We start from the raw sequence: 25,026 nt of genomic DNA, 5'->3' as shown, positions 1-25,026 counted from the left end.
AGAGTTTTCCATGCCGCAGTTTTTCATTCATCGCCCGGTGTTTGCCTGGGTGATCGCCCTCTTCATCGTGCTGGCAGGCGTCATCGCCATCCCCAAGCTGCCCATCTCCCACTACCCCTCAGTGGCGCCGGTATCGGTGACCCTCTATGCCACCTACTCCGGTGCCACACCGCAGACCCTGAACGATGCGGTGGTGAGCCTGATCGAGCGCGAGCTGTCGGGGGTGAAGAACCTGCTCTACTTCGAGTCATCGGTAGACGCCTCCGGCAGCGCGCAGATCACCGCCACCTTCAAGCCGGGCACCGATCCGGAGCTGGCCCAGATGGACGTGCAAAACCGCATCAAGGCGGTCGAACCCCGTTTACCGCAAGCAGTGCGGCAAAATGGCCTGCAGGTGGAATCCGCCTCTTCCGGTTTTCTGATGATGGTCGGCATGACCTCACCGGATGGCCGCTTCGAGGAGGTCGCCCTCAACGACTACATGGCGCGCAATATCGTGCAGGAGCTGCGCCGCATCGACGGCGTGGGGCGAGTGCAGCTGTTCGGCGCCGAGCAGGCCATGCGCATCTGGGTGGATCCGGGCAAGCTCGCCGCCTACGGGCTGACCATCAGCGAGGTGGCGCAGGCCATCGAGCAGCAGAACGTGCAGATTGCACCGGGGCGCCTCGGCGACGAACCCGCCCTGCCAGGCCAGCGGCTGACGGTCCCCCTCACGGTAGAGGGGCAGCTGACGACTCCCGAGGCGTTTGCCGCCATCGTGCTGCGGGCCGGTACTGATGGCGCCAAGCTGGTGCTGGGTGATGTGGCCCGGGTCGAGCTGGGGGCACAATCCTACGCCTTTGCCAACCGCGAGAACGGCGTAGCCGCCACCAGCGCCGCCATCCAGCTCTCCCCCGGCGCCAACGCCGTGCGCACCGCCGATGCGGTACGCACTCGCCTTGCCCAGCTCTCGCCAACCCTGCCGGCGGGCATGGCTTACTCCATCCCGTTCGACTCGGCCCCCTTCGTCAAGGTCTCCATCGAAAAGGTGATCCACACCCTGCTGGAAGCCATGGTGCTGGTGTTTCTGGTGATGTTCCTGTTCCTGCAGAACCTGCGCTACACCCTGATCCCGGCCATCGTCGCCCCCATCGCTCTGCTCGGCACCTTCGCAGTGATGCTGCTGGCCGGCTTTTCCATCAACTCCCTGACCATGTTCGGCATGGTGCTGGCCATCGGCATCATAGTCGACGACGCCATCGTGGTGGTGGAGAACGTCGAACGCCTGATGGCCAGCCGAGGGCTGTCACCCAGGGAGGCAACGTCGCAGGCCATGAAGGAGATCAGCGGGGCGGTGATCGGCATCACCCTGGTGCTCACAGCGGTGTTCATCCCCATGGCGTTCGGCGGCGGCTCGGTGGGGGTCATCTACCAGCAGTTCACCCTGTCGATGGCGGTGTCGATCCTCTTCTCCGCCTTCCTCGCCCTGACCCTGACGCCGGCGCTCTGTGCCACCCTGCTGCGGCCGATCAGCCCGGATCACCATGAAAAGCGCGGTTTCTTCGGCGCCTTCAACCGGGGCGTCGAGCGGCTCACGGCGGGCTACGGCGCACGGGTGACTTCGCTAGTCGGGCGCAGCGGACGCGTGATGGCCACCTTCGCCGCCCTCTGTGCCGTGCTGGCCATCGCGGCCACCCAGCTGCCCTCCTCTTTTCTACCGGACGAGGATCAGGGCTACTTCATGACCTCCATCCAGTTGCCGACCGGAGCCACCAGCGAGCGCACCCAGGCCGTCATCAAGGAGTTCGAGGCCCATGTGGCCTCTCGCGAGGCGCTCGACACCAACCTGGTGGTGCAAGGCTTCAGCTTCTCCGGCGCCGGCCCCAATGCGGCCATGGCCTTCACCATGCTCAAAGACTGGGATCAGCGTCATGGTGCCACGGCCGCCGAAGAGGCAGAGCTGGCACAAGCGGCCATGGCCAACAGCCATGAAGGCACGGTAATGAGCCTGATGCCGCCCACCATCGACGAGCTGGGCACCGCTTCCGGCTTCACCCTCTTTCTGCAGGACAGGGCCAATCGGGGAGAAGCCGCACTGCTGGCCGCCCAGGCACAACTGCTGGCGCTGGCCGCCAACAGCAAGGTGGTGAGCGATGTCTACCCGGACAGTCTGCCCCCCGGCCAGAGCGTTCACCTCGAGATCAACCGGCAGAAGGCCGAGGCCATGGGGCTCTCGTTCACCAGCGTGAGCAGTACCCTGTCGGCGGCGATGGGGTCGCTCTATGTCAACGATTTCCCCAACGACGGACACATGCAGCAAGTCATCCTGCAGGCCGATGCGTCGGCACGCATGCAGCTCGATGACGTGCTCGGCCTGCGGGTACGCAATGCCAGCGGCGGCATGGTGCCGCTGCGGGAGGTGGTGACACCGGTCTGGCGGGAATCACCGCAACAGATGATGCGTTTTGATGGTTTCCCCGCCGTGCGTATTGCCGGGGGGGCGGCGCCAGGCATATCCAGCGGCGCAGCGATGGCGGAGATGGAGCGTCTGGTGGCGCAACTGCCGCCAGGCTTCGCCGTGGCCTGGACGGGACAGTCGCTGCAGGAACGCCAGTCGGCGGCGCAAGCCCCCCTGCTGATGCTGCTGTCGGGGCTGGTGGTGTTCCTGGTGCTGGCCGCGCTCTACGAGAGCTGGTCCATCCCGCTCTCGGTGATGCTGGTGGTGCCGCTGGGCCTGCTCGGCGCCGTCGCGGCGGTGATGCTGCGCGGCATGCCCAACGACGTCTTTTTCAAGGTGGGCATGATCACCATCATCGGCCTGTCGGCCAAAAACGCCATCCTCATCGTGGAGTTTGCCCGCCAGTTACATGGCGAAGGACGCTCGCTGCTTGACGCTGCGGTAACCGCCGCCCGCCTGCGCCTGCGCCCCATCCTGATGACGTCGCTGGCCTTCACCCTCGGCGTGGTACCGCTGATGCTTGCCAGTGGTGCCAGCGCCGAGACCCAGCATGCCATCGGTACCGGCGTGTTCGGCGGCATGATCAGCGGCACCCTGCTGGCCATCTTCTTCGTGCCGGTCTTTTTTGTCTTCATTATCGGGGCGCAGGAGCGCCTGCAGCGCTGGCAGGCCCGCCGTGCAGAGCAACGGGGGAGCCAATAAGGTGAAAGCAATGCTTCGAACAGCCCAACACTGGCCAGATAAGCCAGGGGGATCCACTGGCATGGAATACGGGGTGGCATACTCGTAGACGCAAAAACGAAAAAGCCCAAGCTGGCTGGCAGCTTGGGCCTTGAAGATGGCGGAGAGACAGGGATTCGAACCCTGGGTGGCATTGCTGCCACAATTGATTTCGAGTCAATCCCGTTCGGCCACTCCGGCATCTCTCCACGGGGCATCATTGTTACCGGAGCCGCCTCTGGAAATCAACTTGAATATCTTTAAAGATCAAACGACTGCACATAAAACCAGCAGATGAGCGCATGCCCGGTGGCGAGATGTTCTCCGCCGTCGTGCCTGCTGTCGTTGCAGCACTGACGCCGAGACATTCTCCCTGTATGGGTGCTTCCGGCGCTACTCACCACTCATCCCCTCTCCCACGCCCCTCCAGGCATGCTGTTCATTGCAGGTTATGCTGCCTTGCATTAAAAACGGGCAAGAAACGGTCAAAATGATGGATTACCATGTCGGGACCCGGCTGTAACCCTGGCAGCCAAGCTGGCAATCGTCACCCGTTTGACTGACAATTTCCCCCTTTTACCCAGGGCGGTCGCCTCGCTGCCCCCTCATCTCAATCAGACAGGAAGTACATGTTCATAGCACGAACCCTCTCATTGCTGGCGCTGGCCGCCAGCCTGCTGACGGCTCCGGTCCTCGCCACCACCTATCCGCTGCCCCCGGCAGGCAGCCGCCTGATCGGCGAACTGGAGGACTACATAGTCCAGCCAGATGAACATCTTGAGCTCATCGGCAAGCACACCCAGATTGGTTTTCTGGCGCTGCTCGAAGCCAATCCAGGGGTTGACCCCTATTTACCAAAACCGGGCACCCGGCTGACCCTGCCAACCCAGATGCTGCTGCCGAATGTGCCTCGCGAGGGCATCGTCATCAATCTGCCGGAGCTGCGCCTCTACTACTTCCCGAAAGGCAAAAACGAAGTGATGGTGCTGCCCATCGGCATTGGCGACATAGGGCGGGAGACGCCTGAGATGACCACCACAGTGATCGCCAAGAACCCCAATCCGACCTGGGTGCCCGGCCCCATGGTGCGCAAGTCCTGGCTGGAGCAAAAGGGGATCACCCTGCCGGCGGTGGTGCCGCCCGGTCCCGACAATCCCCTCGGCAAGTTCGCCATGCGCCTCGGTTATGGCAAGCAGGACTACCTCATCCACGGCACCAACAAGGATTTTGGCGTCGGTCTGCGGGTCAGCGCCGGCTGCATTCGGTTGCGCCCCGACGACATCGAGGCCCTGTTCAAGATTGTCCCCATCGGCACTCAGGTGCGGGTGATCAACCAGCCGGTCAAAACCGCCATCGAGCCCGATGGCCGTCACTGGCTGGAGGTGCACTCCCCGCTCTCCCGTACCGAACTGGAGCTGGAACAGGGCGCCCCATTGATCCTCTCCCCTGAGGTGGAGGCCTTCATCGCCAAACCGGAAGTCGATGGTGACAAGGCCGCCGGCGTGCTAAACAGCAAGAACGGTATCCCCCGTCCCGTCAGCGGCTGATGGCCAACCATGTTCACGAGGATCTTCATGAGCTACCGCATTTTTTTTCTGCTGGCCCTGCTGCTGAGCCCGGCGGTATCGGCCGACATCCTCTGGATGGACAACGGTGACCGGCTGACCGGCACCATAGAGGAGATAGGTGACCAGCAAGTGCGCATCGCGCTCCCTTACAGCGCCCCCATCACCGTCAAGCGCGAAGCGGTCAAGCGCTGGCGCATCGAGAAGCAGGACAAACCCAAACCGACCGTCAAGACCGGCATTACCCTGCTGGCCCTGACGCCGGATGACCAGAAAGCCTGGCTGTGGAGCGGCAGCAGCGATCTGAACGTCAAGCTCAAGCACAGCGACAAGCAGACCAACAACGTCAACCTGAAAGCCTCCACCGAGGTGGCCAACCTCGACTGGCGCTATACGCTGGATGGGGAGTACATCTACGAGACCGCCAACAACGTCACCAACAGCCATGAGTACCGGCTCAAGCCCATGCTGGACTTCTTCTTCGATCAGCGCTGGTTTCTGCGCACCGCCGTCGACTTTGAATACCAGATGCTGAGCCCCGAATACATGGATGTGGGTTATGTGACCGGACCTGGTTACCGGTTCTGGAACGACAAGCGGCGACGGCTGGAGCTGATCAGCCAGGCCGGACTGGAGCGATCCTACTTCCGGCCGGATGACATCAACACCATCTTTATCATCGATCTGTTCAACGACAGGATCATCAACTACCCCCTGATGGGCCTTGGCTGGGACTACCGCCAACCCATCGCGCTCTGGTCGGAGCAACTGGAGCTGTTCAGCAAGGGTAACTACAAGCGCTATCTGGACCAGCCATCCCCCTACATCACCCGAGAGCAGGCCGTGCAGGGTAGCCTGGGGATGCGCTACTACTTCAACGATCATCTGCGCCTCTCCTGGTCGAGCGAGCTCGATTGGGAAGACTCCAGGTTGGACTATCAAGGTGTGCAAACACCCTTATCAGGCAAAGAGTGGCGTCATCTGATAAGCCTGGGGGCCAGCTTCTAGCCCTCGGGGCAAGTCATGGATGCGCGAGTGGCGCCTATATAGAGGCGACATAGGCAAGTACAGCAAACGCCATAAAAAAACAGGCTCACCGAGGTGAGCCTGTTTTTTTCAATACGATTCATGCCAGCGGGTGACACCGTCACCTCATCAGAAGTAGATCCGGGTGACCGATTCAATGACGCAGCCTGGGCGACGAATACCCTCGATCTCGACCTTGATCTCCTTGAGCAGCTCCAGCCCGCCCTTGATCGGGGTAACCCGAGCCAGCTTGGTGCGGGCGCGGATGTTGCTGTCCACCTTGATGGGGTACGGGAAACGCACCTGATCCAGGCCGAAGTTCACCACCATGCGGGCGGTCGGAAACTCGGGGGCGGCCTCGTTGATGCTGCCCGTCAACCGCGGCAACAACGCCAGGGTCAGGAAGCCATGGGCAATGGTGGTTTTGAACGGTGACTCGGCCGCTGCGCGCTCCGGATCGGTGTGGATCCACTGGTTGTCGCCGGTCACGGCGGCAAACTCGTTGATCATCTGCTGGCTGACCAGCAACCACTCACCGACATGGGTCTCTTCGCCGATGCGCTCCTGCAGGGTGGCAAACAGAGCGGCTGCCTCACCGCTGAGTTCGACGGCAGGGGTATCCAGCGGCACGGGCTGGCCATTGACGGCTTGCGCCGCGCCCTGCTGTTGCTGTGTGGACTGGCTGTCGCTCTGCAAATCCAGCACCCGGCCCAGCAGAGGGTGGAGGTGTGCCTTTTGCTGAAACTCACGCCAGTAGTCGCGGATCGCCGGAGAGAGCCAATCCTTGAGCTCAAAGGGGTGCTGCGCCAGTATTTCGCGCTTGCGCTTCAGAAAATCGACAACTTTCATGTACCGATCCCTATTCGATTCAAAGCCTGTAAAGAGGTCTAACCAGTCCTATTTTATGAAAGTTTCAACTGCAAGTGCAAAAAAATCTCAGCGTACAACTGTACCGAGGGTGAAAGTGATCACTAACATGCAGGCGCCAGCCCAGATGCCACAAGGGGAAAAACGATTGTCATGGGTGCCGGGTATCGACCCAGACTGGCCACTGGCGCTCCCCAAAAAACAAGGGGCATACCATCGGCATGCCCCTTGTCGTCGTCCCGCTTCAGCCGGCTCAGGCGTTATCGTGCGCCATTGGCGACCACCACTGCCTGCTGGCAGCCTCGTCTTGGAAAGACCAGGCCAGGACCCGGCTGATCTTGTTGCCCTGGGCCATCTCGAGCACCCTCACCTGACGGGCCCCGATCCGGCTCAGTCCCTGCTTCGCTGCCGGCAGGTTCTCTTTTTTTGACACCAGTGAGCTGAACCAGAGGCACTGGCTGGCGAATGCTTTGCTCTGAGTGATCATGCTGGCCAGAAAGGCGGCCTCCCCCCCTTCACACCAGAGCTCGGCCTTCTGACCGCCGAAATTGAGCACCGGCTTGGCCGTCGCCTCCTTGCCCAGGTTGCGCAGCTTGCGCTCCGTTCCCTTGCTCGCCTCTGCCAGTGAAGCATGAAAGGGAGGATTGCAGAGGGTCAGCGCAAAACGCTCGCGCTGCGCCACAATCCCCTGAAAAATGTCGCCGGCCTTGCCCTGCAGACGGCATTCGATCTGGCTGCCCAGCCCGTTGCTCTTGGCCAGCAGGGTAGCGGCCTTGACCGACACCGGATCGATGTCGGAGCCGACGAAGCGCCAGCCATATTCGCGGGCACCCAGCAGCGGATAGATGCAGTTAGCACCAACCCCGATATCCAGCACCCGCACGCCCTTGCCGGTCGGCACCTTGCCGGCACTCTCGGCCAGCAGATCGGCCACCCGATGCAGATAATCCACCCGCCCCGGAATGGGCGGGCAAAGATAGCCGGCCGGCAGATCCCAGTGCGCAATGCCATAGTGCAGCGCCAGCAACGCCTTGTTCAGCGCCTTGACGGCAGCCGGATCGGCAAAGTCCAGGGTCTGGGTGCCGTGCTCGTTGACGAACACGAAGGGTTGCAGCTCGGGGGTGCGCTGACAGAGCGCATCGAAATCATAGGGAGCCTGATGGCGATTGCGTGGATGCAATCCGGATTTACGGTCGGAATGGGTCTTCATGCTGGGCCTGCCGAGGAAAACGGGCCCACACTATAGTGACTTGGCCCCGGAAAGTCTAAATGACGGCCATAAAAAACCGGGCTGTCGAGCCCGGTTCAAGTGAGGTTGGAAAAACAGTCCGTACTGCGAGCCGTTTGTCCAGCCTGACTCAGATGTCGATCCGGCGTGCCTGCCAGAATTTGCTGCGCCAGTAGGAGCTGTCGAGCTTGGAGCGCGTTACCCCGGCGCGGGTGGAGGCGTGAATGAATTCACCATTGCCCACATAGATGCCGACATGATTGAGACGGCGATTGATCTTGAAGAAAACCAGGTCACCTTCGACCAGATCCTGCTTGGAAACGCGGGTGCCTTCATGGACTTGGGAGCGGGTATCACGGGGAAGTTCGATGCCGACGGCGTTGCGGAACACTTCACGGGCGAAGGCGGAACAATCGATGCCGCGCTGGCTGCTGCCGCCCATGCGGTAAGGAACACCGCGCCACTCTTTGTATACTGTCAGGATTTCGTTTACATCTGGGGTTTGCGAAGCTTCCGGTTCAATAACGGGTTCCATCATGGAAACTTCGATCTTGCTCGCGACCTCGGGCTGGGGTGCCGAGGCACAACCCACCATTCCGAGCGCGACCAGCAGTAGCATCAGGTGGCGCAATCCTTTATCCCCGCAAAATAGTAAAACTTGTTAAAATACGGCCCGAATGGGCAATTTATAAGGCAACAGCACCCGACTATATCCAAGAATTCTATCGAGGCAAGCGAAAATCCCTATCGACATCACATTTCTGCAAGGAAATGCATTATTTTTCCTGATTAATGTGATCGTGGCCAAACAATATACAATCTCGAAAGGGGCCACCCAGGCCGGATCAAACTGACTTTTATCGCTGTTTCAGCATGCTTTTTAAGTGAAAAATTATGATCTCTGTGGATCTCTATTTGTTAAAACCGGCAAACACGGACGCCGACCAGCTGAGCCTGCTGCAAACCTTGCTCTCCCCCGAAGAACGGCAGACATGGCAGTCCATCGGTCAGCCGGCACGCCGCCAGGAGTACCTGCTCAGCCGTGGCTTGCTGCGACGGCTGCTGGCCGAGCGCCTGCTGTGCCGCCCCGATGCGCTGCAGTTTTGCAGCAACCCGCACGGCAAGCCGGCACTGAGCGACGGGCGCTGGCAGTTCAACCTCAGCCACAGCGGTGACTGGCTGGCGATTGCCCTCTGTGCCGCCGGCCCGCTCGGAGTGGACATAGAGATGGGTCAGCGGCGCCGCCAGACTCTGCCACTGGCCCGCCGTTTTTATGCGCAGAGTGAATATGAGTGGCTGCTCGCCCTGCCCGAGGCGGAGCAAGAGTCGGCCTTCTATCGGTTCTGGTCGCGCAAGGAGGCGGTATTGAAGGCCCACGGCGCCGGCATTGCCGCCGGTCTCGACAAGGTGCACTTCGTGCCAGAGGAAGCGTGGCGGCTCGACAACCAACTCGATGAACAGGATTACCGGGTACAGGATTGGCCCATCGGCCGGGGCTGGCTCAGCCTGGCGGCACCGACCCTCACCGTCAACGGCTGGCTGCTCGATGGCAGCTTGAATTCTGTGCCCATCAACCCCATGTTAACTCACACCATTTTCCAAGAGTCAGCCTCATGATCGTCGACATCCATCCCCAGAATTTCCAAAGCGCCCTGATCGATGCTTCCATGAAAAAGCCGATCGTCATCTATTTCCACGCCCCCCAGAGGCCGGAGTGTCAGGCCATGACCCCGCTGGTGGAAGCGCTGGTCGGCCCGGCCAATCCCCAGGTGACCCTGGCCAGGGTGGACATGAACGATCCGCAGCTGCAGCCGCTGGCTGGCCAGCTCGGCCTGCGCGCCCTGCCGGCGCTGGTACTGTTCCACCAGGGCCGCCCTGACGAGCAGGCCATTCTGGAAGGCCCACAGGACGAAGCTACCTTGCGCCACTACTTTGCCGCCTTCGCCCCCAAGGAGGAGGAGTTGCTGTTCGAACAGGGACAGCAGGCGCTGGCGGAGGGTCAGGCGGACCTTGCCTATGCCCATCTCGGCAAGGCCCATCAGCTGGCACCGGAGCGCCACGACATCAGCCTGTGGCTTATTCAGGCGGCGCTCGATCTCAATCTGCTGGACGAAGCACAGGAACGGCTGGGCAAAATCCCGATGATCGCCCAGGACGATCACTACCAGACCCTGACATCCCGGCTGGCACTGGCCCAGCAGGCCGCCGACAGCCCGGAGCTGCGGGCGCTGGAAGCCCGTCACCAGCAGGAGCCGGACAACTTTGCCCTGGCCCAGGAGCTGGCGGTGCAATACAGCCAGGCCGGCCGGCAGGAAGAGGCGCTGACGCTGCTGTTTACCATCCTCAAGCAGGATCTCGCCTTCGGTGATGCCAAGAAGACCTATCTCGACATCCTGACCACCATGGGCAGCAACCCGGCGGCGCAGAGCTACCGTCGCAAGCTCTACAGCCTGCTCTACTGATCGATGCGGGAATGAAAAACGGGGTGATGCCGAGTGATCGGCATTGCCTTGTCAGGCGAGCATCAGAGGGGAAAACGCGGGAATTTGACGAATTTCAGGCAAAAAAAATGGCGCATAACTGCGCCATTTTTTCGCATGGATTACTTCTTGTAGGAAGTAGCCATGTTGTCGATGCGCTGGTTAGCACGCATAGCTTCTTGCTTGGCTTCTGCAACATCAGCAGCGATCTTGGATTGATCAGCACGAACAGCGCTAACATCTTGAGCCAGTTGGTCAACTTTGTTAGACAGATTCTGAACGGAAGTTTCCAGTTCGCTGGTGTTTGCACAACCGCCCAGCAGAGCGGACAGACCAACAACACCTACCAACAACATTTTTTTCATTTTAAAAGCTCCCTTTAACTCGCCAGACGTTTAGCAAGCGGCGTGATTATGGCACAAAAAAATCATAGTTTGGATAGGCCCCATCACAGATAAATGCATTAAAACCCTCATTTTTTTTTAAACGTACACTTTTTGTGCAAAGTTAAGCCAAAAATGAGGGTCTCTGGATGAGGTTCGCACAAAGCGTAACCAAATTTTGGGCTTATTACAATTTCGTATGAGGCTCAGGCTGAACGTTCTGACAGCAATTGACGATATTGCACCAGATCCTCGATGGTCAGCACCGGCATCTGATGCTGGCGACCGAATGCCACCAGATCCGGCAGCCGCGCCATGGAACCATCTTCCTTGGTCAGTTCGCACAACACCCCGAACGGTTTGAGTCCGGCCAGCTGCATCAGATCGACCGTGGCTTCGGTGTGGCCGCGACGGGTCAACACCCCGCCGGTGCGAGCCCGCAGCGGGAAGACGTGGCCCGGGCGGTGCAGATCGGACGGTCTGGCTCCATCGGCGATGGCGGCCCGGATGGTGGTGATGCGATCGGCCGCCGACACGCCGGTGGTCACCCCCTGCGCCGCTTCGATGGTCACGGTGAAGGCGGTCTGATAATGGCTGGAGTTGGCCTCCACCATCATCGGCAGTTCGAGCTGACGTACCCGCTCATCGGTCAGGCAGAGGCAGACGATGCCGGAACACTCGCGGATCATCATCGCCATCTGTTCGTTGGTCATGGACTCGGCGGCGAAGATGAGATCCCCTTCGTTCTCCCGATCTTCATCGTCGGCCACCAGCACGCCGCGGCCGGCACGCAGAGCCGCTAGCGCCGCTTCGACACGGGCAATGGGATCACCAAATTCACTGAGAAGAGACTGATTCATGGTAAGACTCCTAAACAAGACAAGGACCAGAATCAGGGCATGGAAAGGCAGACAGAGATAGGTATGCAGCGGCCGGCCCATGGGGCTTGCCTGCAATATCTGTCTTATCCTCTTTCATCCGGACTATGACCGTCGGCTCCGGCATCTCACCGGATCTGCTGACCCCGTCCCGGTGCAATACCGGGTCGGGCGCTCGCGGGCTCCCCGAGTCACATCGGGATACCGCCGGTGGGGAATTTCACCCCGCCCTGAGAATAAGCGCAGACAGCGTAAAGAAAAAAAACGCAGGATACCAGCCCAAAACCCATCAAAGATGAATAGCGTACCGCTTGTGGCCGCATTGCATCAGGGCACACGGCGCACTGTCTTTTCTGATTTTGTTTGTGGCATAGTGCCTGAAAAAACGCGCAGCCTGCGCAGACTCAGGCGCCAACAACACAAACGGAATCATGACAGAGATGGAAAAGAAAATACTGCTGACGGACTGCCCGGACGCCAAGGGCCTCATCGCCAAGATCACCAACATCTGCTACAAGCACCAGCTCAACATCAACAAGAACGACGAGTTCGTGGATCACGAAAATGGCCGCTTCTTCATGCGCACCGAGCTGGAGGGACGCTTCAACGACGAGACCCTGCTGGCCGACCTCGATGATGCCCTCCCCGCCGGAGCCCAGCGCCGGCTGGTCAAGGCCGGCAAGAAGCGCATCGTCATCCTGGTGACCAAGGAGACCCACTGCCTCGGCGACATCCTGATGAAGAACTACGCCGGTGCGCTGGACATGGACATAGTCGCGGTGATCGGCAACTACGACACCCTCGCCGAGCTGACCGGCAAGTTCGACATTCCGTTCCACACCGTCAGCCACGAGGATCTGAGCCGCACCGAGCACGAAGAGCAGGTGCGCGCCATCATCGACGGCTACCAGCCCGACTACGTGGTGCTGGCCAAGTACATGCGGGTGCTGACCCCGAGTTTCGTCGAGGCCTATCCGCGCAAGATCATCAACATCCACCACTCCTTCCTGCCCGCCTTCATCGGTGCCCGCCCCTATCGTCAGGCCTTCGATCGCGGGGTCAAGCTGATCGGCGCCACCGCCCACTTCGTCACCGACGATCTGGATGAGGGCCCCATCGTCGAGCAGGACGTGATCCACGTCGATCACACCTTCAGCGCCGACGACATGGCCAAGGCTGGCCGCGACGTGGAGAAATCGGTGCTGAGCCGGGCACTGGAGCTGGTGCTGAACGAGCGGGTGTTCGTCTACGGCAACAAGACGGTGGTATTCAAGTAATCCCGGCCACTGAAAACAACAAAGGCTCCCACGGGAGCCTTTGTTGTATGTGCACTAAAGCAACGTCAATCAGAGCGGCAGACCGTTGACGGTCATGGCACCCTTGTCGAGCTTGAGCTCGGCCGTCAGTTGCTCCTTGTCCGCCTTGAGGTAACCCATGGCGGCGAACTGATCCAGCATGGGCGCCAGCTGCGGCACCGCCTTGCCCAGCTTGCCGCTCAGGTTGGCGTGCAGCAGGCCGGAGAGCGCGTGCATGCCCTCTTCGCTGTTGAACAGCTGCTCCAGCGAGGTAGCCGCCAGCTTGATGTCGCCCTTCATGGCCACCGGCTCGCCATTGAGGTGGGAGCTCAAGTCCACCAGCTCCAGCGTGGCGCCACGCTTGAGCATCTTGTCCAGCGCCTGCTGGATCGCCTCCTCTTCCACGCCCTGGCCGCTGGAGGCCTGCAGCGCCTGATAGCCTTCCAGATCCAGCCCCTTCAGATTGAGGGCCAGCTTGCTCTGGGTCAGCGCCAGGTTGTCGGTCTCGTTCTCCAGATTGAGGGTATCCACCTTCATCTGGTAGCTGCTGGAGAGAGTCTGGGCATCATCCCCCGCCAACTGGGTTTCGGTGGTCAGCCCCTGCAGGGAGACCTTGACGCTGTCAGGCAGCTGTACTGACAGCGCGGAGAGGGTCATGTCGCTGCGCGGAGAGAGCCAGATGCCGCTGATCTCGGCCATGTCGGCACTGCCCTTGAGCTCGGCCAGCACCATGTCCATCTTGTTCTGCTCTTCGTGCACCGTCATGCCCTGCCAGTGGAAGGTGACGTGACCGTTGCCTTCCAGATCGCCGTGATAGTCGCCCTTCATCGGCAGGAAGTTGAACTCGTCGAGCCCCTGCTTGATCTTGAACTCGTTGGCCCAGAAGCGGCTGCTGTTGCTGGCGGTCCACAGGCTGCTGACCGACTCGATGCCGAACTGCCACTGCTCCATCTTGAAGGCGTTGAACACCGGCGCCAGCGAACCCTGTTTGGTGTCGAGCAGCATGTGGCTCTTGATGTAGAGCGGCAGGATGCGGCTGTTGACGATGAACTGCGCCTCGACCGGCTCACTCCCCTCCAGCTGACCATCCAGGCTGGCCAGGGTCTGCGGGGTGACCACCACCTTCAACACGCCGTCGCGGGCAAACAGGTTGCTCGAGCTCGGCTGCCAGCTCAGTTCGACGCCGCTCTCCTGCTTCACCTTGGCGATCTGCTCGGCCATGATGCGATCGAACGTGTTGCCCGTGTACCAGCAGGCACCCAGCCCACCCACCACCAAGGCCGCCGTGACGGCCAGCGCTACTCGCTTCTTCATCTTCTTCTGTTTCTCCAGGGAGTGATTGCCGCACTCTACGGGGCCAGCTTGGGGCTAGGCAAGCGCAATTCGGCGCCTGCCGCAATTAAGTGATGTCACAACAAGGGGCTGAACAGGTAGAACATGTTCTCCATCACCTTCTTGTACCAGGGACGTGCCCGCCACTTGGCCAGCGACATGGGGGTCGCCTCTATCATGTAGCCCTGCACCAGCTGGGTCATCTCGGCGACGAACACCGGGTTGTCGATGAGCAGGGTCACCTCGAAGTTGAGCCAGAGGCTGCGCCGGTCCAGGTTGACCGTGCCCACCAGGGCGAAGTCGTCATCCACCAGCACGCTCTTGGTGTGCAGCAGGCCGGCGTCATAGCGATAGACCTCCACCCCCGCCTCCAGCAGCTCTTCCATGAAGGCGTTGCAGGCGTAATTGGCCATCAGGGAGTCGTTGCGCGCCGGCAGCACCAGCTGCACCTGCACGCCGCGGGCCGCCGCCGAGGAGAGCGCCGCCGCCAGCGGATCATCCGGCACGAAGTAGGGGGTGGTCAGCACCAGATGGTGGCGAGCCTGGTAGATGGCCAGCAGCAGGCTCTGCTGGATGCAGTCGCCGCCGACGAAGGGGCCGGATGGAATGAGCTGGGCCCGGTAGTTGCTCTGGGGCCAGGCCTCCGGCTCGTGCTGCAGGCTGTCGAGCAGCCGCTCGCCGGTCTCCATCTCCCAGTCCCAGACGAAGATGGACCACATCAGCGGCACCATGGGCCCCTGTACCCGGATCATGATGTCGACCCACTGGCCGACCCCGGCGTTCTGCTTGAAGAAGCGGGGATCCACCATGTTCATGGAACCGGTGTACCCGACCCGGTCATCGATCACCACCAGCTTGCGGTGCATGCGCAGGTCCTGACGCTGGAACGGGATGCGCCAGGCACCGACCGGCAGCACCTCCACCAGCTTGACCCCGGCCTTGCGCAGCTTTTTCGGCCAGGATGAGCGGAAGAAGGTCTTGCTGCCCATGGAATCGAGCAGCAAGCGACAATCCACGCCGCGCGCCGCCACTTCCATCAGCGCTTCACACACCTCGTCGGTGTCGCCGCCCGGGTGCCAGATGTAGAACTCCAGGTAGCAGGACTGGGAGGATTGGCGGATGTCGCGCACTATCTCGCGCAGGATGGCTTCCGGCTTGCTCAGCAGCGTCATCCGGTTGCCGGAGAGCATGGGCATGGCCAATCGGCCCTGGATCAGATCGTGCAGCGGCTGGGCCTTCTCCCCCACCTCGCAGCAGTGCTGGGGGAAGAGCCGGGCCAGCTGGCGGATCCAGATGGCGTAAGGGCGGTACATGGCCTGCGCCCGCTCGGCGCGGCGCCGGCCGAGGCGGATCTCGCCGAACAGCACGTAAAAACCGACCCCGGCAAACGGGATGGCATAGATGAGGGCGAGCCAGGCCAGCGAGACCCCGATGGGGCGCCGTTTCATCACCACCCGAAATGAAACCCCCGCCACGATCACGGTGTGAAACAGCAGCAGCAACCAGCCGAGGAACTGGGAAAACAGCAGTTGGATGTCGTGCTCCAGACCGTTGATCACGAGAACTCCTTTTACAGACGAGTGAAATGCGGTGGGCAGATCCCGCGAAGCCAGGATGGTATGCTGTAAAACACACCCATTCTATCAGGTCGTTAGCATGATCCTGCAATCTATGCTGCTCAGTCTGGCCATGCTAGGTCAAGGCTCATATGACATCAATGAGCAACAGATAAACCAGTACCTGCAATCCCAGGTGCAAGTGAACAAACAGCTGGAGCTGCCCGGCATCATCAAGGCTCATGTGCAGCTCGAGCAGAGCGATGTCCAGATCGGGCGCCAGAGCCCGGACACCGCCAGGGTCTATGGCAAGGGCAAGCTCAAGATCGCCCTGCCGGATCAGACCGAGTACGACGCGCGGCTGAACATGACCTATGAGGCGAGACCGCGCTACGACAAGGCGCAGAGCGCGCTGTTCCTCGACAACATGAAGTTGATTGAATACAAGCTGGAGCCGGAGGCGGCGCAGCAGAAGTTCGGCTTCATGCTCGGCATGCTGCTGCAGAGCATGGAAAAGCGGCTGGAGACCCAGCCGGTCTATCGGCTCAACGACAAGGATCCGAACCAGGCCTGGCTGAAGGAGAATCTGTTGGGGCTGGAGCTGTCACCGGGCAAGATCCACCTGTTGACCAAGCCCCAGTGAGTCGTCAGTTGTAGACCGGGGCCTTGGCCTGGCGCACCAGCAGCTCGATCTGGTAACCCTGTTCGCGCTGCTGGTCATAAAGCGAGAAGAGCGGCCCCTCCAGTTCATGCAGGGGCAGGTCGGCGAAGCCGGCCTTGAGGTAGAACGGCTTTTCAAACGGCAAGGCCTGACACACCACCGGCTTGTCTTGCAGATCGTTGCAGGCGTGCTGCAACAGGCGCGAGCCCAGCCCCAGCGACTGGTAGTGGGGCAGCAGACGAAAACCACACAGGTGGTAGTAATCCTGTTCGTCGCGCAGGCGCACGGCTCCCACCAGCCAGTGGGCGTCGCGTACCACGAAGATCCGCTCGGCCAGATCCGGCACATAGTGGGAGAAAGTGGTTTCGTAGTAATCCCTGATCAGGGAAAGGTCTGCATCACAGTACTCTTCGAACGTGAGTTCCATCGCCCGCTTGCCTATCACACCCGTTCCATCCATGGCCATTCGGCCCGGTCCTCATACATTGATGTCGGTCGCAGAGATCCGACCAGATTGACGATATCACGGCTTTTAATAACAAAAAAGCCAATAACCACACCGAGTTGCATAATTTTTAACATGCCGTCAGCCGGTCTGGCCAGTGGCGATCCTATCACGGCAAGCCAGTGGCAGACACTGTTTGCGCCTCTTCCCTGCCCTTTACGACTGCCCGCCATTTCTTGGCCCGCAACTCACTGATTTGGCTCTACAAACCCTTTTCGTAAACATTTGTTAACAAACAGATGCCGCTATCCCTCCGCACAAAAAGCCCCATTTGAATAGCAACTTTGGCATTTGCCCCTATGGTGAAGCCTTGGCATAGCCTCGCGCTGTTGTTGCCCGCGTGGGTCCATCCCCACACCGACACCTCACCACTTTGCCAAGGAGTTATCATGTCCAGACCGATCCCCTCCCTGCTGATGCTGGCCCTGCTTCCCGCCGCCGGCTGGGCCGGCGACATCCATGCCCCGCTTGCCCCCTATCACTTCACGGCGCAGCAGCTTGCCGCCAGTCAGACCCCGGCCCTCCCCCTGGATGAGGCCCACTTCGTGTTCGGCGAGGCGGCCATGGCCTTCGATCTGCACGACTTTTTGCTGCAACAGGCGCCCCACCTGCTGCCCAAGGAGGAGGTGATCCTGCACTGGAGCGGCATCACCAGCCTCAACCCCCAGTTGCTGCTGGCTCTGATGGAGGCGAGCAGCCAGCTCATCTCGGCTCCCTCCGAGCAGGCCATGGCGGCGCCGTTCGCCAAACTGGTCAATGCCAGGGGCTTTGACAACCAGCTGGAGCTGATGGCGCGCCAGCTCTCCGAGCGCTTCTATCAGGCCCGCGCCCAGCAAAAACTTATGCAGCGCAGCGCCCCCGCCCTGGCGCCACAGGCTGCGCACCAGGCTGCCCTCGCCAGCATGCTGAGCACGTCAATGCAGCGCCAGCTCGGTGAGCAGTGGCAGACCCTGTTCGGTCAGGACGCCATGACCTCTCCCAGGGGCGGCGCGGCCGCCCCCGCCGCACCGCTGGCCGGCGGCCAGTTCCAGCTGCCCTGGCGCCAGGGCTACAGCTGGAAGGCCAATGGCGCCCACTCCCATACCGGCTCCGGCTACCCCTACTCCTCCATCGATGTCTCCTACGACTGGCCGGGCTGGGGCGGCGCCACCTACACGGTCACCGCCGCCAACAGCGGCACCGTCACCGTCTTCTCCCGCTGCCAGGTGCGCGTCACCGCCACCAACGGCTGGGCCACCAACTACTACCACATGAGCGGGATCTCGGTGCGCAGCGGCGACTACGTGGCCGCCGACACCCCCATCGGCACCTATGCCAGCAACCGCAACGAGGCGCTGTGCGAGGGCGGCTCCTCCACCGGCCCGCACCTGCACTTCTCCCTGCTCTACAACGGGGTGTTCCAGTCCCTGCAGGGGCAGCGGCTGAGCAGCTATGCCGTCAACGTCGGCGCCAGCAACTACGACGACAACTGCAACCGCTTCTGGCTCTACAACCAGCGCAATGGCCAGCGCTACTGCGCCTGGCAACCGCTCTACAACAACGGGATTGACTGAGCCGAAAACAGCCCGGTGAAGTGATTGAAAAGTCAGTAATGACGCGGCCTGCGCGGTTTTTTGCAAGCCGTCACAGATCCGCACAGTCCGCTTTGAAAGTGCTCACAAAATCGCCGCCCGGCGATTGCTGGCAAGACAGGCCGGTGTGAGGCTCTGGGTGCCCATCTGGGCACCCAAAACAAGGACTGACAATAATGAAACACACAGCGGGAATCTGGGCGATCGCAGGCATGCTGATCGCGCCTTTGGCACATGCCGACGTCATACTGCACGCCTTCAACTGGAAATACAGTGAAGTCACCGCCAAGGCCGATCTCATCAAGGCCGCCGGCTACAAACAGGTGCTCATCTCGCCACCCCTCAAGTCATCGGGCAACGAGTGGTGGGCACGTTACCAACCCCAGGACCTGCGCCTCATCGACACCCCGCTTGGCAACAAGCAGGATCTGGAGCAGCTGATCGCCGCCATGCAGGCGCGGGGCATCGCCGTCTATGCGGACGTGGTGCTCAACCACATGGCCAACGAGAGCTGGAAGCGCAGCGATCTCAACTACCCCGGCAGCGAGCTGCTGCAAAGCTATGCCGTCAACCCCGGCTACTTCGAGCGGCAGAAGCTGTTTGGCGATCTGGGCCAGAACTTGCTCGCCGGCCAGGACTTCCACCCGGAAGGGTGCATCAGCGACTGGAACGATCCGGGCAACGTGCAGTACTGGCGGCTGTGCGGCAGCGCGGGCGACAAGGGGCTGCCGGATCTTGACCCCAACAACTGGGTAGTGAGCCAGCAGCAGGCCTACCTCAAGGCGCTCAAGGGGATGGGGATCAAGGGCTTTCGGGTCGATGCGGTCAAGCACATGAGTGATTACCAGATCAACGCCGTGTTCACCCCCGAGATAAAGCAGGGGATGCACGTGTTCGGCGAGGTGATCACCACCGGCGGCGCCGGCAGCAACGATTACGAGCGCTTCCTCAAGCCCTATCTCGACAGCAGCGGTCAGGGCGCCTATGACTTCCCGCTGTTTGCCTCCCTGCGCGGAGCCCTTGGCTATGGCGGCAGCATGAACCAGCTGGCAGATCCGGGGGCCTATGGCCAGGCGCTGCCGGGCAGCCGGGCGGTCACCTTCGCCATCACCCACGACATTCCTACCAACGACGGCTTTCGCTACCAGATCCTGAACCCGACCGACGAGAAGCTGGCCTATGCCTACCTGCTCGGCCGCGACGGCGGCTCGCCGCTGGTCTATTCGGATCATGGCGAGACCCAGGCCAAGGACGGGCTGCGCTGGCAGGACTATTACCTGCGCAGCGACCTCAAGGGGATGATCCGCTTCCACAACGCGGTGCAGGGCCAACCCATGCAGCTGGTCGGCAGCGGCGACTGCTTCGTGCTGTTCAAGCGTGGCAAGCAGGGGCTGGTCGGCATCAACAAGTGCGACTACGAGCAGGAGTACTGGCTCGATACCGCCAAGTTCGAGATGAACTGGTATCGCAACTATCGGGACGTGCTAGACCAAAGCGCCGTGGTCAATGTGCAGAGCCAGTGGGTGCGGGTCGCCATTCCCGCCCGCAGCGCCCGCCTCTGGCTGCAGGAGTAAACCGGCCATTGCCGCGCGAGGCCGCCACCGGGCGGCCTCTTTATTTGGTCTGTCACCGCTATTTTCTCGGCCGAGTGCACGGGTCGGTCAGGGCGGGCTTGTTCTGCCCGCGCCGTGATGCTTTACTCAACAAGGCTAACGAGGCTGAAGGAGCAAGCCGTTGAAAGCATGGATGTTGATGGGATTGATCCCGCTGTTTTCCCCGCCCGGCTGGAGCCAGACACCCGCCCCGGCCGAGGTGGTGATCCTCACTGCCGAGCCGCCGGCACCGCCCCCCGCGGCGGCCCCCGTCACCATGCACACCCCGGGCGTGCTGCCGCCCCCCGAGCCGGCCAGCCCCCCGCTGCCGCCCGGCACTCGCCAGATCCAGGTCTACAAGTCGGTGCAGAAAAACGGTGTGGTGCGCTACTCCGACATGATGCCGGAGCAGGGTCACTACGAGCTGCTGCTGTTCAACGACTGCTACGCCTGCGACCCCGACTCCAAGGTCAACTGGCACACCACGGGGCTGTTTCTCTATGACTACGCCAGCACCATCCAGGCGGCGGCCAAGGCCTATCAGGTGGAGCCAGCCCTCATCCGGGCATTGATCCATGCCGAGTCCGCCTTCAACCCGCTGGCTGTGTCCCGCAAGGGGGCCATGGGGCTGACCCAGCTGATGCCGGCCACGGCGCGGGAGCTGGGAGTGGGCAACGCCCTGCTGGCGGAGCAGAACATCTTCGGCGGAGTGAAATACCTGGCGGGGCTGCTCAAGCAGTATGGCGGCAACGTGGCACTGGCCACCGCGGCCTACAACGCCGGTGCCGGCTCGGTGCAAAAACATGGGGGCATCCCTCCTTATGCCGAAACTCGCGCCTATGTGGAGCGGGTGCAACTGCTGCGCCAGCGCTACAAAGACATGCTGAGCGCCAAGGGGTTGTAAGACCTTTCCTCTTTCACCCAGCAACGCAAGCAGCCGGGCCCTTGTGGCCCGTTTTCGTTCCCGCCAGAAACGAAAAAACACGCCCGGGGGCGTGTCGATACCACACTTTGTTGCCCTGACGGATCAGGCTTTGGTCGCGATCGCGCGATAGGCCAATGCACCCAGAATGGCACCGACGATGGGCGCAACCCAGAACAGCCACAGCTGGCCCAGTGCCCAGTCCCCTACGAAGAAGGCCACGCCCGTGCTGCGCGCCGGGTTGACCGAGGTGTTGGTCACCGGAATGCTGATGAGGTGAATGAGGGTCAGGCACAGGCCGATGGCGATGGGAGCAAAGCCGGCCGGGGCCCGGCTATCGGTGGCGCCCATGATGACGAACAGGAAGAAACCGGTCATCACCACTTCACACACCAGCGCCGCCAGCATGCTGTAGCCGCCCGGGGAGTGCTCGCCATAGCCGTTGGAGGCAAAGCCCGCCGCCAGATCGAAACCGGCCTGACCGCTGGCAATCACATAGAGCACCGCCGCTGCCGCAATCCCGCCCAGTACCTGAGCGACCATGTAGGGCAGCACGCCGGAGGCCGGGAAACGACCGCCGGCCCAGAGACCAATGGTCACGGCCGGGTTCAGGTGACAGCCCGAGATATGGCCGATGGCGTAAGCCATGGTCAGCACGGTCAGACCGAACGCCAGCGCCACGCCAAGCAGGCCGATGCCGACGTTCGGAAAGGCGGCGGCCAGCACGGCGCTGCCGCAGCCCCCCAGCACCAGCCAGAAGGTTCCCATGAATTCAGCTGCAAAAGGTTTCACTTCTCAACTCTCCCAATGATGGATGAAGCGGGAGCCAGCGGCTCACCGGGCCGCACCACGCGGCCGGCGCACATTATGGGAGTCCCGTTCGGGCAAGCGAAGGGAAGCGATGAAGGCCTGAAAACGTGACTTGCGTCACAAGTCGTTGATTAACTGAGAAGATTGTCGTTAGCACCCGGGCGGGCTGCGCCTTGCGGCAGGCAGGCAGTGCGACAGCTTGTGACTCTGTTGAGGCTTTTGCCGACAGTCGCCGCCAGAGGGGCAACCAGCCGGCACATGGCCGCTTGCCTGAGATTGCCGGCATCAGACCGGCAATCTCGGCTCAGCGGTAACGACCGCGCACCGATCCCGTGCTGCGCCCGGCCATCTTGATCAGGATCTGGCGGGTATGGAAGTGGCAAAGCGCCACCCCGAGGGCATCCGCCGCATCCGCCTGAGGGGTGGCCGAGAGCTTGAGCAGGTGGGTCACCATGTGCTGCACCTGCTCCTTGGCCGCGCCGCCCGTGCCCACCACCGCCTGCTTGATCTGGGTGGCCGAGTATTCGCTGACCGGCAGCAGGGCATTGACCGCCGCCACGATGGCGCTGCCGCGAGCCTGACCCAGCTTCAAAGCCGAATCCGCGTTGCGTGCCATAAAGACCCGCTCGATGGCGAACTCGTCGGGTTTGAACTGGGTGATGATCTCGCTCACTCCGTCATAGACCTGCTTGAGGCGCGAAGGCAGTTCGCCCAGATCGGTGCGGATGCAGCCCGAGCCCAGGTACTCCGCCTTGCCTGCCACGATGCGAATGACCCCGTAACCTGTGATGCGCGAACCCGGGTCTATCCCCAAAATGATGCTCATGGACGGGCCACCCTGGCCATCATGGCGGGGATCCGCTGCCGTTTGGCAAGGGCAGCCAGCCGGCCACCCCGTTTCAATAGCTGGTTCATCACACTCTGTCGCTCTGCTGGCAGTTCATGGCCGCCAAGATAGCAAACAAGCGCCCGCTTGGCTTGCGCGGCAGCGCCCCCGCCAATCAACTGCGCAGGGATGCGCCATCTCATACAGTGGTCCGGCGATTTTTTCGCCCGCCGCCCCGCCCATGGCCCTGCGCGGCGATCACCCTCACTCCCCCGCCAAGGCCACCAGTCGCTCTGCCAGCCGGTGGCTGTGCAGGTAGCTCTCAATCAGCGCCCCGTCGGCCCGCCCCGCTTCAATCTGCTGATACCAGTGAGCCAGCATGGCGGCAAAGCCCCGTTGGGTAAGCACCGACTGCCAGTCGTCGGGGGCCAGGGTCTGCACGGTTTTATCGCGGGCCAGGGTGCCCCGGGTGCAATTTTCGATATGCAGGGAGAGGTTGTCGCCATAGGCATCGATGCGCTCCTCGGTGAGGCCGGCGCTGCGGTTCATGCTGCCGCTCACCGCCACCTGCCCGCTCTGCCAGGCAACGCTCACCCCGGCCAGCAGCTCGGGTTGACGGGCACAGCGCCGCAGCACCGCATGCAGATCCCCATCAGGCGCGCCGCCGTAGTAGCAGAGGCTGTCGAGCACATGGATGAAGTCGTCGAACAGAAACGAGCGCGGCGCCCCCGGCAAGGCGTGGCGGTGCTTTTGCCAGTTGAGCTCGGTAAGCAGCTGGCCGCGGGCCGCGCTCATGGCGGGCAGATAGCGGCGGTTGAAGCCCACAAACAGCGGGCGGTTCTGCGCCAGCGCCAGGTTGGCGAGCTCCTCTACCCCGGCAAGAGTGTCGCAGAGCGGCTTGTCGACAAAGGTGGGGATGCCGGCGCGCAGGCACTGGGCGGCCAGCTCAAGGTGCACCGCAGTGGCGGCGTGGATCATCACCGCATCCGGGCGGCTTGCCAGCAGGTCGCCCAGCTCGGTAAAGCACTCGGCGATCCGGTACTGGCGAGCCAGCTTATCCAATACCGCTGGATTGCGGGTACAGAGCAGCGGGGTGACTTGCTCGTCACTGGCAAGCAGCGGCAGATAGGCTTTCTGGGCGATATCACCAAGACCTACGAGGGCAATGCGCATGGGGACTCCTTGTGGCGGCGGGTTATGGGCGCAGTTTTATCCGGCAACGGCTGACAGGGTAGCATCCCCGCCGACCCGGACACAGCCGATGGCTGGCCCAACCCTGCCCTCTGCCGGGGGAGTGTTATTTGGGGCTCCATCTGGCTAAGATGTCCGCTTTTGGACATAAGACGCGCCAAGGAGTGCCATGCCAAGCTCAACCCTGCTCTCGCTGTTTCGCTACAAGGCCTGGGCCGATGGCGAACTGCTGGATGCCCTCGCCACCCTGGATGCCGCGCAAGATGGTGAGGCCCACCACACGGCCCTGCGCATCTTCAACCATATCCATGTGGTCGATGCCATCTTCAAGGCCAATCTGCTGGGGGAACGGCACAGCTTTACCGCCACCAATACCCCGGAGACACCGACCCTGGCGATGCTGCGCACCGCCATCGGCAAGCTGGATGCCTGGTATCTGGAGTACGTTGCCGGCCTGAGCCAGGCAGATGGCGAGGCCGTGCTCTCGTTCAACTTCGTGGATGGCGACAAGGGGCAGATGAGCCGCGCCGAGATGCTGTTGCACCTGGTGACCCACGGCGGCTATCACAGGGGGGCGATCGGGCGCATTCTGGTGCAGTGCGGCATCACGCCGCCGCGCGATACCCTGACCACCTTTTTGCATCGCAGTGAACCCAGGCGGCGGGGCGATGCGGCCCTGACAGATGGCGAGGCCCGCCCATGAAACGCGCCTGTTTGCGGCTCGCACCGCTGCTGCTGATCGGGCTGCTAAGCGGCTGCGCCGCCGCCATCGATCACTACTCGGGGCGCTTTCGCGAGACCCTGGCAGCGGGGCAGACCCGCGCGACCATTCGCGCCGAACTGGGCGAGCCCCAGCTCTGCCAGCAGGCCACCTATCTGACCGAGGATAAGGTGCAGGGCTGCGATCGCTTTACCGTGCTCGGCAAGATCCACAAACGCGGTGATGGCAATGGCCAGGCCACGGCGAGCGCCGTGACTATGGGGCTGGGGGAGCTGATCCTGATACCCATGACGGTGGCCGGCGTGGCGGCGGATTATACCCAGCAGCACACCCTCACCGTCTATTACGATCGGGACGATCACTATCTCTTTCACACCCTGCTCAATGCCAAGGGGCAGGAAGTGTGGCAGTAGGCGCACCAGCCAGTGGGCCTTCTTTGGCCGGCGCATCCTCCCGACGA

The 25,026-nt window shown here is 61.9% G+C and carries 23 protein-coding genes, 1 tRNA gene and 1 riboswitch; of the genes, 12 read left to right on the top strand and 12 right to left on the bottom strand.

What is annotated here, in order from left to right:
• The first annotated feature begins 10 nt into the window (after nt 1-10).
• Nucleotides 11-3,139, top strand: coding sequence for a multidrug efflux RND transporter permease subunit (locus AHA_RS06645; protein ID WP_011705231.1), 3,129 nt, complete (start codon nt 11-13; stop codon nt 3,137-3,139).
• 137 nt (nt 3,140-3,276) lie between these two features.
• Here AHA_RS06645 and AHA_RS06640 read toward each other — a convergent pair.
• Nucleotides 3,277-3,366 (bottom strand) — tRNA-Ser (locus tag AHA_RS06640).
• Between the two features lie 420 nt (nt 3,367-3,786).
• Between AHA_RS06640 and AHA_RS06635 the strand changes: the two genes are divergently transcribed.
• Together AHA_RS06635 and AHA_RS06630 are read left to right on the top strand one after the other, a co-directional pair.
• Nucleotides 3,787-4,704, top strand: coding sequence for a L,D-transpeptidase family protein (locus AHA_RS06635; RefSeq protein ID WP_011705230.1), 918 nt, complete (start codon nt 3,787-3,789; stop codon nt 4,702-4,704).
• Between the two features lie 27 nt (nt 4,705-4,731).
• On the top strand, nt 4,732-5,730 hold the full coding sequence (locus tag AHA_RS06630) for a DUF481 domain-containing protein (RefSeq protein ID WP_011705229.1): 999 nt from the start codon (nt 4,732-4,734) through the stop codon (nt 5,728-5,730).
• Nucleotides 5,731-5,877: 147 nt separating this feature from the next.
• On the opposite strand, the gene AHA_RS06625 is transcribed toward AHA_RS06630, so the two are convergent.
• From AHA_RS06625 to AHA_RS06615, 3 genes are all read right to left on the bottom strand, one after another.
• Complete coding sequence (locus AHA_RS06625; RefSeq protein WP_011705228.1) at nt 5,878-6,597, bottom strand: MaoC family dehydratase; 720 nt, start codon at nt 6,595-6,597, stop codon at nt 5,878-5,880.
• A gap of 271 nt (nt 6,598-6,868) precedes the next feature.
• Nucleotides 6,869-7,825: a 23S rRNA (adenine(1618)-N(6))-methyltransferase RlmF gene (gene rlmF, locus AHA_RS06620; protein WP_011705227.1), complete on the bottom strand. Its 957-nt coding sequence runs from the start codon at nt 7,823-7,825 to the stop codon at nt 6,869-6,871.
• Between the two features lie 148 nt (nt 7,826-7,973).
• Nucleotides 7,974-8,462: a C40 family peptidase gene (locus tag AHA_RS06615; protein ID WP_005298673.1), complete on the bottom strand. Its 489-nt coding sequence runs from the start codon at nt 8,460-8,462 to the stop codon at nt 7,974-7,976.
• 275 nt (nt 8,463-8,737) lie between these two features.
• On the opposite strand from AHA_RS06615, the gene AHA_RS06610 reads away from it, so the two are divergent.
• Both AHA_RS06610 and AHA_RS06605 read left to right on the top strand, forming a co-directional pair.
• Complete coding sequence (locus tag AHA_RS06610) at nt 8,738-9,460, top strand: 4'-phosphopantetheinyl transferase family protein (RefSeq protein ID WP_011705225.1); 723 nt, start codon at nt 8,738-8,740, stop codon at nt 9,458-9,460.
• Nucleotides 9,457-10,305, top strand: coding sequence for a tetratricopeptide repeat protein (locus AHA_RS06605; RefSeq protein WP_011705224.1), 849 nt, complete (start codon nt 9,457-9,459; stop codon nt 10,303-10,305). Before AHA_RS06610 ends, AHA_RS06605 begins: the two co-directional genes overlap by 4 nt.
• 140 nt (nt 10,306-10,445) lie before the next feature.
• Here the strand turns inward: AHA_RS06605 and AHA_RS06600 are convergent, their stop codons facing one another.
• Entirely contained in the window at nt 10,446-10,688 is a 243-nt protein-coding gene (locus AHA_RS06600) for an Lpp/OprI family alanine-zipper lipoprotein (RefSeq protein ID WP_010634682.1), read from the bottom strand.
• A gap of 224 nt (nt 10,689-10,912) precedes the next feature.
• The gene (gene ribB / locus AHA_RS06595; RefSeq protein WP_011705223.1) at nt 10,913-11,566 is read right to left on the bottom strand and encodes a 3,4-dihydroxy-2-butanone-4-phosphate synthase; all 654 of its coding nucleotides are present in this window, start codon (nt 11,564-11,566) and stop codon (nt 10,913-10,915) included.
• Nucleotides 11,567-11,668: 102 nt separating this feature from the next.
• Nucleotides 11,669-11,826: riboswitch (FMN riboswitch) on the bottom strand.
• Nucleotides 11,827-12,024: 198 nt separating this feature from the next.
• On the opposite strand from ribB, the gene purU reads away from it, so the two are divergent.
• Entirely contained in the window at nt 12,025-12,861 is an 837-nt protein-coding gene (gene purU / locus AHA_RS06590; RefSeq protein ID WP_011705222.1) for a formyltetrahydrofolate deformylase, read from the top strand.
• A gap of 69 nt (nt 12,862-12,930) precedes the next feature.
• On the opposite strand, the gene AHA_RS06585 is transcribed toward purU, so the two are convergent.
• Both AHA_RS06585 and cls read right to left on the bottom strand, forming a co-directional pair.
• A complete protein-coding gene (locus tag AHA_RS06585; protein ID WP_011705221.1) occupies nt 12,931-14,193 on the bottom strand; it encodes a DUF945 family protein in 1,263 nt (420 codons plus the stop codon).
• Between the two features lie 95 nt (nt 14,194-14,288).
• Nucleotides 14,289-15,770: a cardiolipin synthase gene (cls, locus tag AHA_RS06580; RefSeq protein WP_011705220.1), complete on the bottom strand. Its 1,482-nt coding sequence runs from the start codon at nt 15,768-15,770 to the stop codon at nt 14,289-14,291.
• A gap of 97 nt (nt 15,771-15,867) precedes the next feature.
• Between cls and AHA_RS06575 the strand changes: the two genes are divergently transcribed.
• Nucleotides 15,868-16,410, top strand: a complete 543-nt coding sequence (locus tag AHA_RS06575; protein WP_026080151.1) for a DUF1439 domain-containing protein — start codon at nt 15,868-15,870, stop codon at nt 16,408-16,410.
• A gap of 4 nt (nt 16,411-16,414) precedes the next feature.
• Here AHA_RS06575 and AHA_RS06570 read toward each other — a convergent pair whose 3' ends face one another.
• Nucleotides 16,415-16,894, bottom strand: coding sequence for a GNAT family N-acetyltransferase (locus AHA_RS06570; RefSeq protein ID WP_011705218.1), 480 nt, complete (start codon nt 16,892-16,894; stop codon nt 16,415-16,417).
• A 428-nt stretch (nt 16,895-17,322) separates the two neighbouring features.
• On the opposite strand from AHA_RS06570, the gene AHA_RS06565 reads away from it, so the two are divergent.
• The 3 genes from AHA_RS06565 to AHA_RS06555 all read left to right on the top strand — a co-directional run bounded on the left by AHA_RS06565 (nt 17,323) and on the right by AHA_RS06555 (nt 21,000).
• Nucleotides 17,323-18,486, top strand: coding sequence for a M23 family metallopeptidase (locus AHA_RS06565; RefSeq protein ID WP_011705217.1), 1,164 nt, complete (start codon nt 17,323-17,325; stop codon nt 18,484-18,486).
• A 194-nt stretch (nt 18,487-18,680) separates the two neighbouring features.
• The gene (locus AHA_RS06560; RefSeq protein ID WP_164927578.1) at nt 18,681-20,078 is read left to right on the top strand and encodes an alpha-amylase family protein; all 1,398 of its coding nucleotides are present in this window, start codon (nt 18,681-18,683) and stop codon (nt 20,076-20,078) included.
• Between the two features lie 172 nt (nt 20,079-20,250).
• Entirely contained in the window at nt 20,251-21,000 is a 750-nt protein-coding gene (locus AHA_RS06555; RefSeq protein WP_164927786.1) for a lytic transglycosylase domain-containing protein, read from the top strand.
• A 123-nt stretch (nt 21,001-21,123) separates the two neighbouring features.
• Here AHA_RS06555 and aqpZ read toward each other — a convergent pair whose 3' ends face one another.
• The 3 genes from aqpZ to AHA_RS06540 all read right to left on the bottom strand — a co-directional run bounded on the left by aqpZ (nt 21,124) and on the right by AHA_RS06540 (nt 23,827).
• On the bottom strand, nt 21,124-21,810 hold the full coding sequence (gene aqpZ / locus AHA_RS06550; RefSeq protein ID WP_011705214.1) for an aquaporin Z: 687 nt from the start codon (nt 21,808-21,810) through the stop codon (nt 21,124-21,126).
• Nucleotides 21,811-22,132: 322 nt separating this feature from the next.
• Nucleotides 22,133-22,654 carry a crossover junction endodeoxyribonuclease RuvC gene (gene ruvC, locus AHA_RS06545; RefSeq protein ID WP_005298649.1) on the bottom strand — a complete coding sequence of 174 codons (522 nt, stop codon included), beginning with the start codon at nt 22,652-22,654 and terminating at the stop codon, nt 22,133-22,135.
• A gap of 264 nt (nt 22,655-22,918) precedes the next feature.
• A complete protein-coding gene (locus AHA_RS06540) occupies nt 22,919-23,827 on the bottom strand; it encodes a Gfo/Idh/MocA family protein (protein WP_011705213.1) in 909 nt (302 codons plus the stop codon).
• A gap of 187 nt (nt 23,828-24,014) precedes the next feature.
• On the opposite strand from AHA_RS06540, the gene AHA_RS06535 reads away from it, so the two are divergent.
• Together AHA_RS06535 and AHA_RS06530 are read left to right on the top strand one after the other, a co-directional pair.
• Complete coding sequence (locus AHA_RS06535) at nt 24,015-24,548, top strand: DinB family protein (RefSeq protein ID WP_011705212.1); 534 nt, start codon at nt 24,015-24,017, stop codon at nt 24,546-24,548.
• The gene (locus AHA_RS06530; protein ID WP_011705211.1) at nt 24,545-24,979 is read left to right on the top strand and encodes a hypothetical protein; all 435 of its coding nucleotides are present in this window, start codon (nt 24,545-24,547) and stop codon (nt 24,977-24,979) included. The genes AHA_RS06535 and AHA_RS06530 overlap by 4 nt, the downstream gene beginning before the upstream one ends.
• The last annotated feature ends 47 nt before the right edge of the window (nt 24,980-25,026 follow it).

It is taken from the genome of Aeromonas hydrophila subsp. hydrophila ATCC 7966 (genome assembly GCF_000014805.1).
GTDB classification, from domain to species: Bacteria; Pseudomonadota; Gammaproteobacteria; order Enterobacterales; family Aeromonadaceae; genus Aeromonas; species Aeromonas hydrophila.
This window is presented reverse-complemented; position numbering and strand designations above follow the sequence as displayed.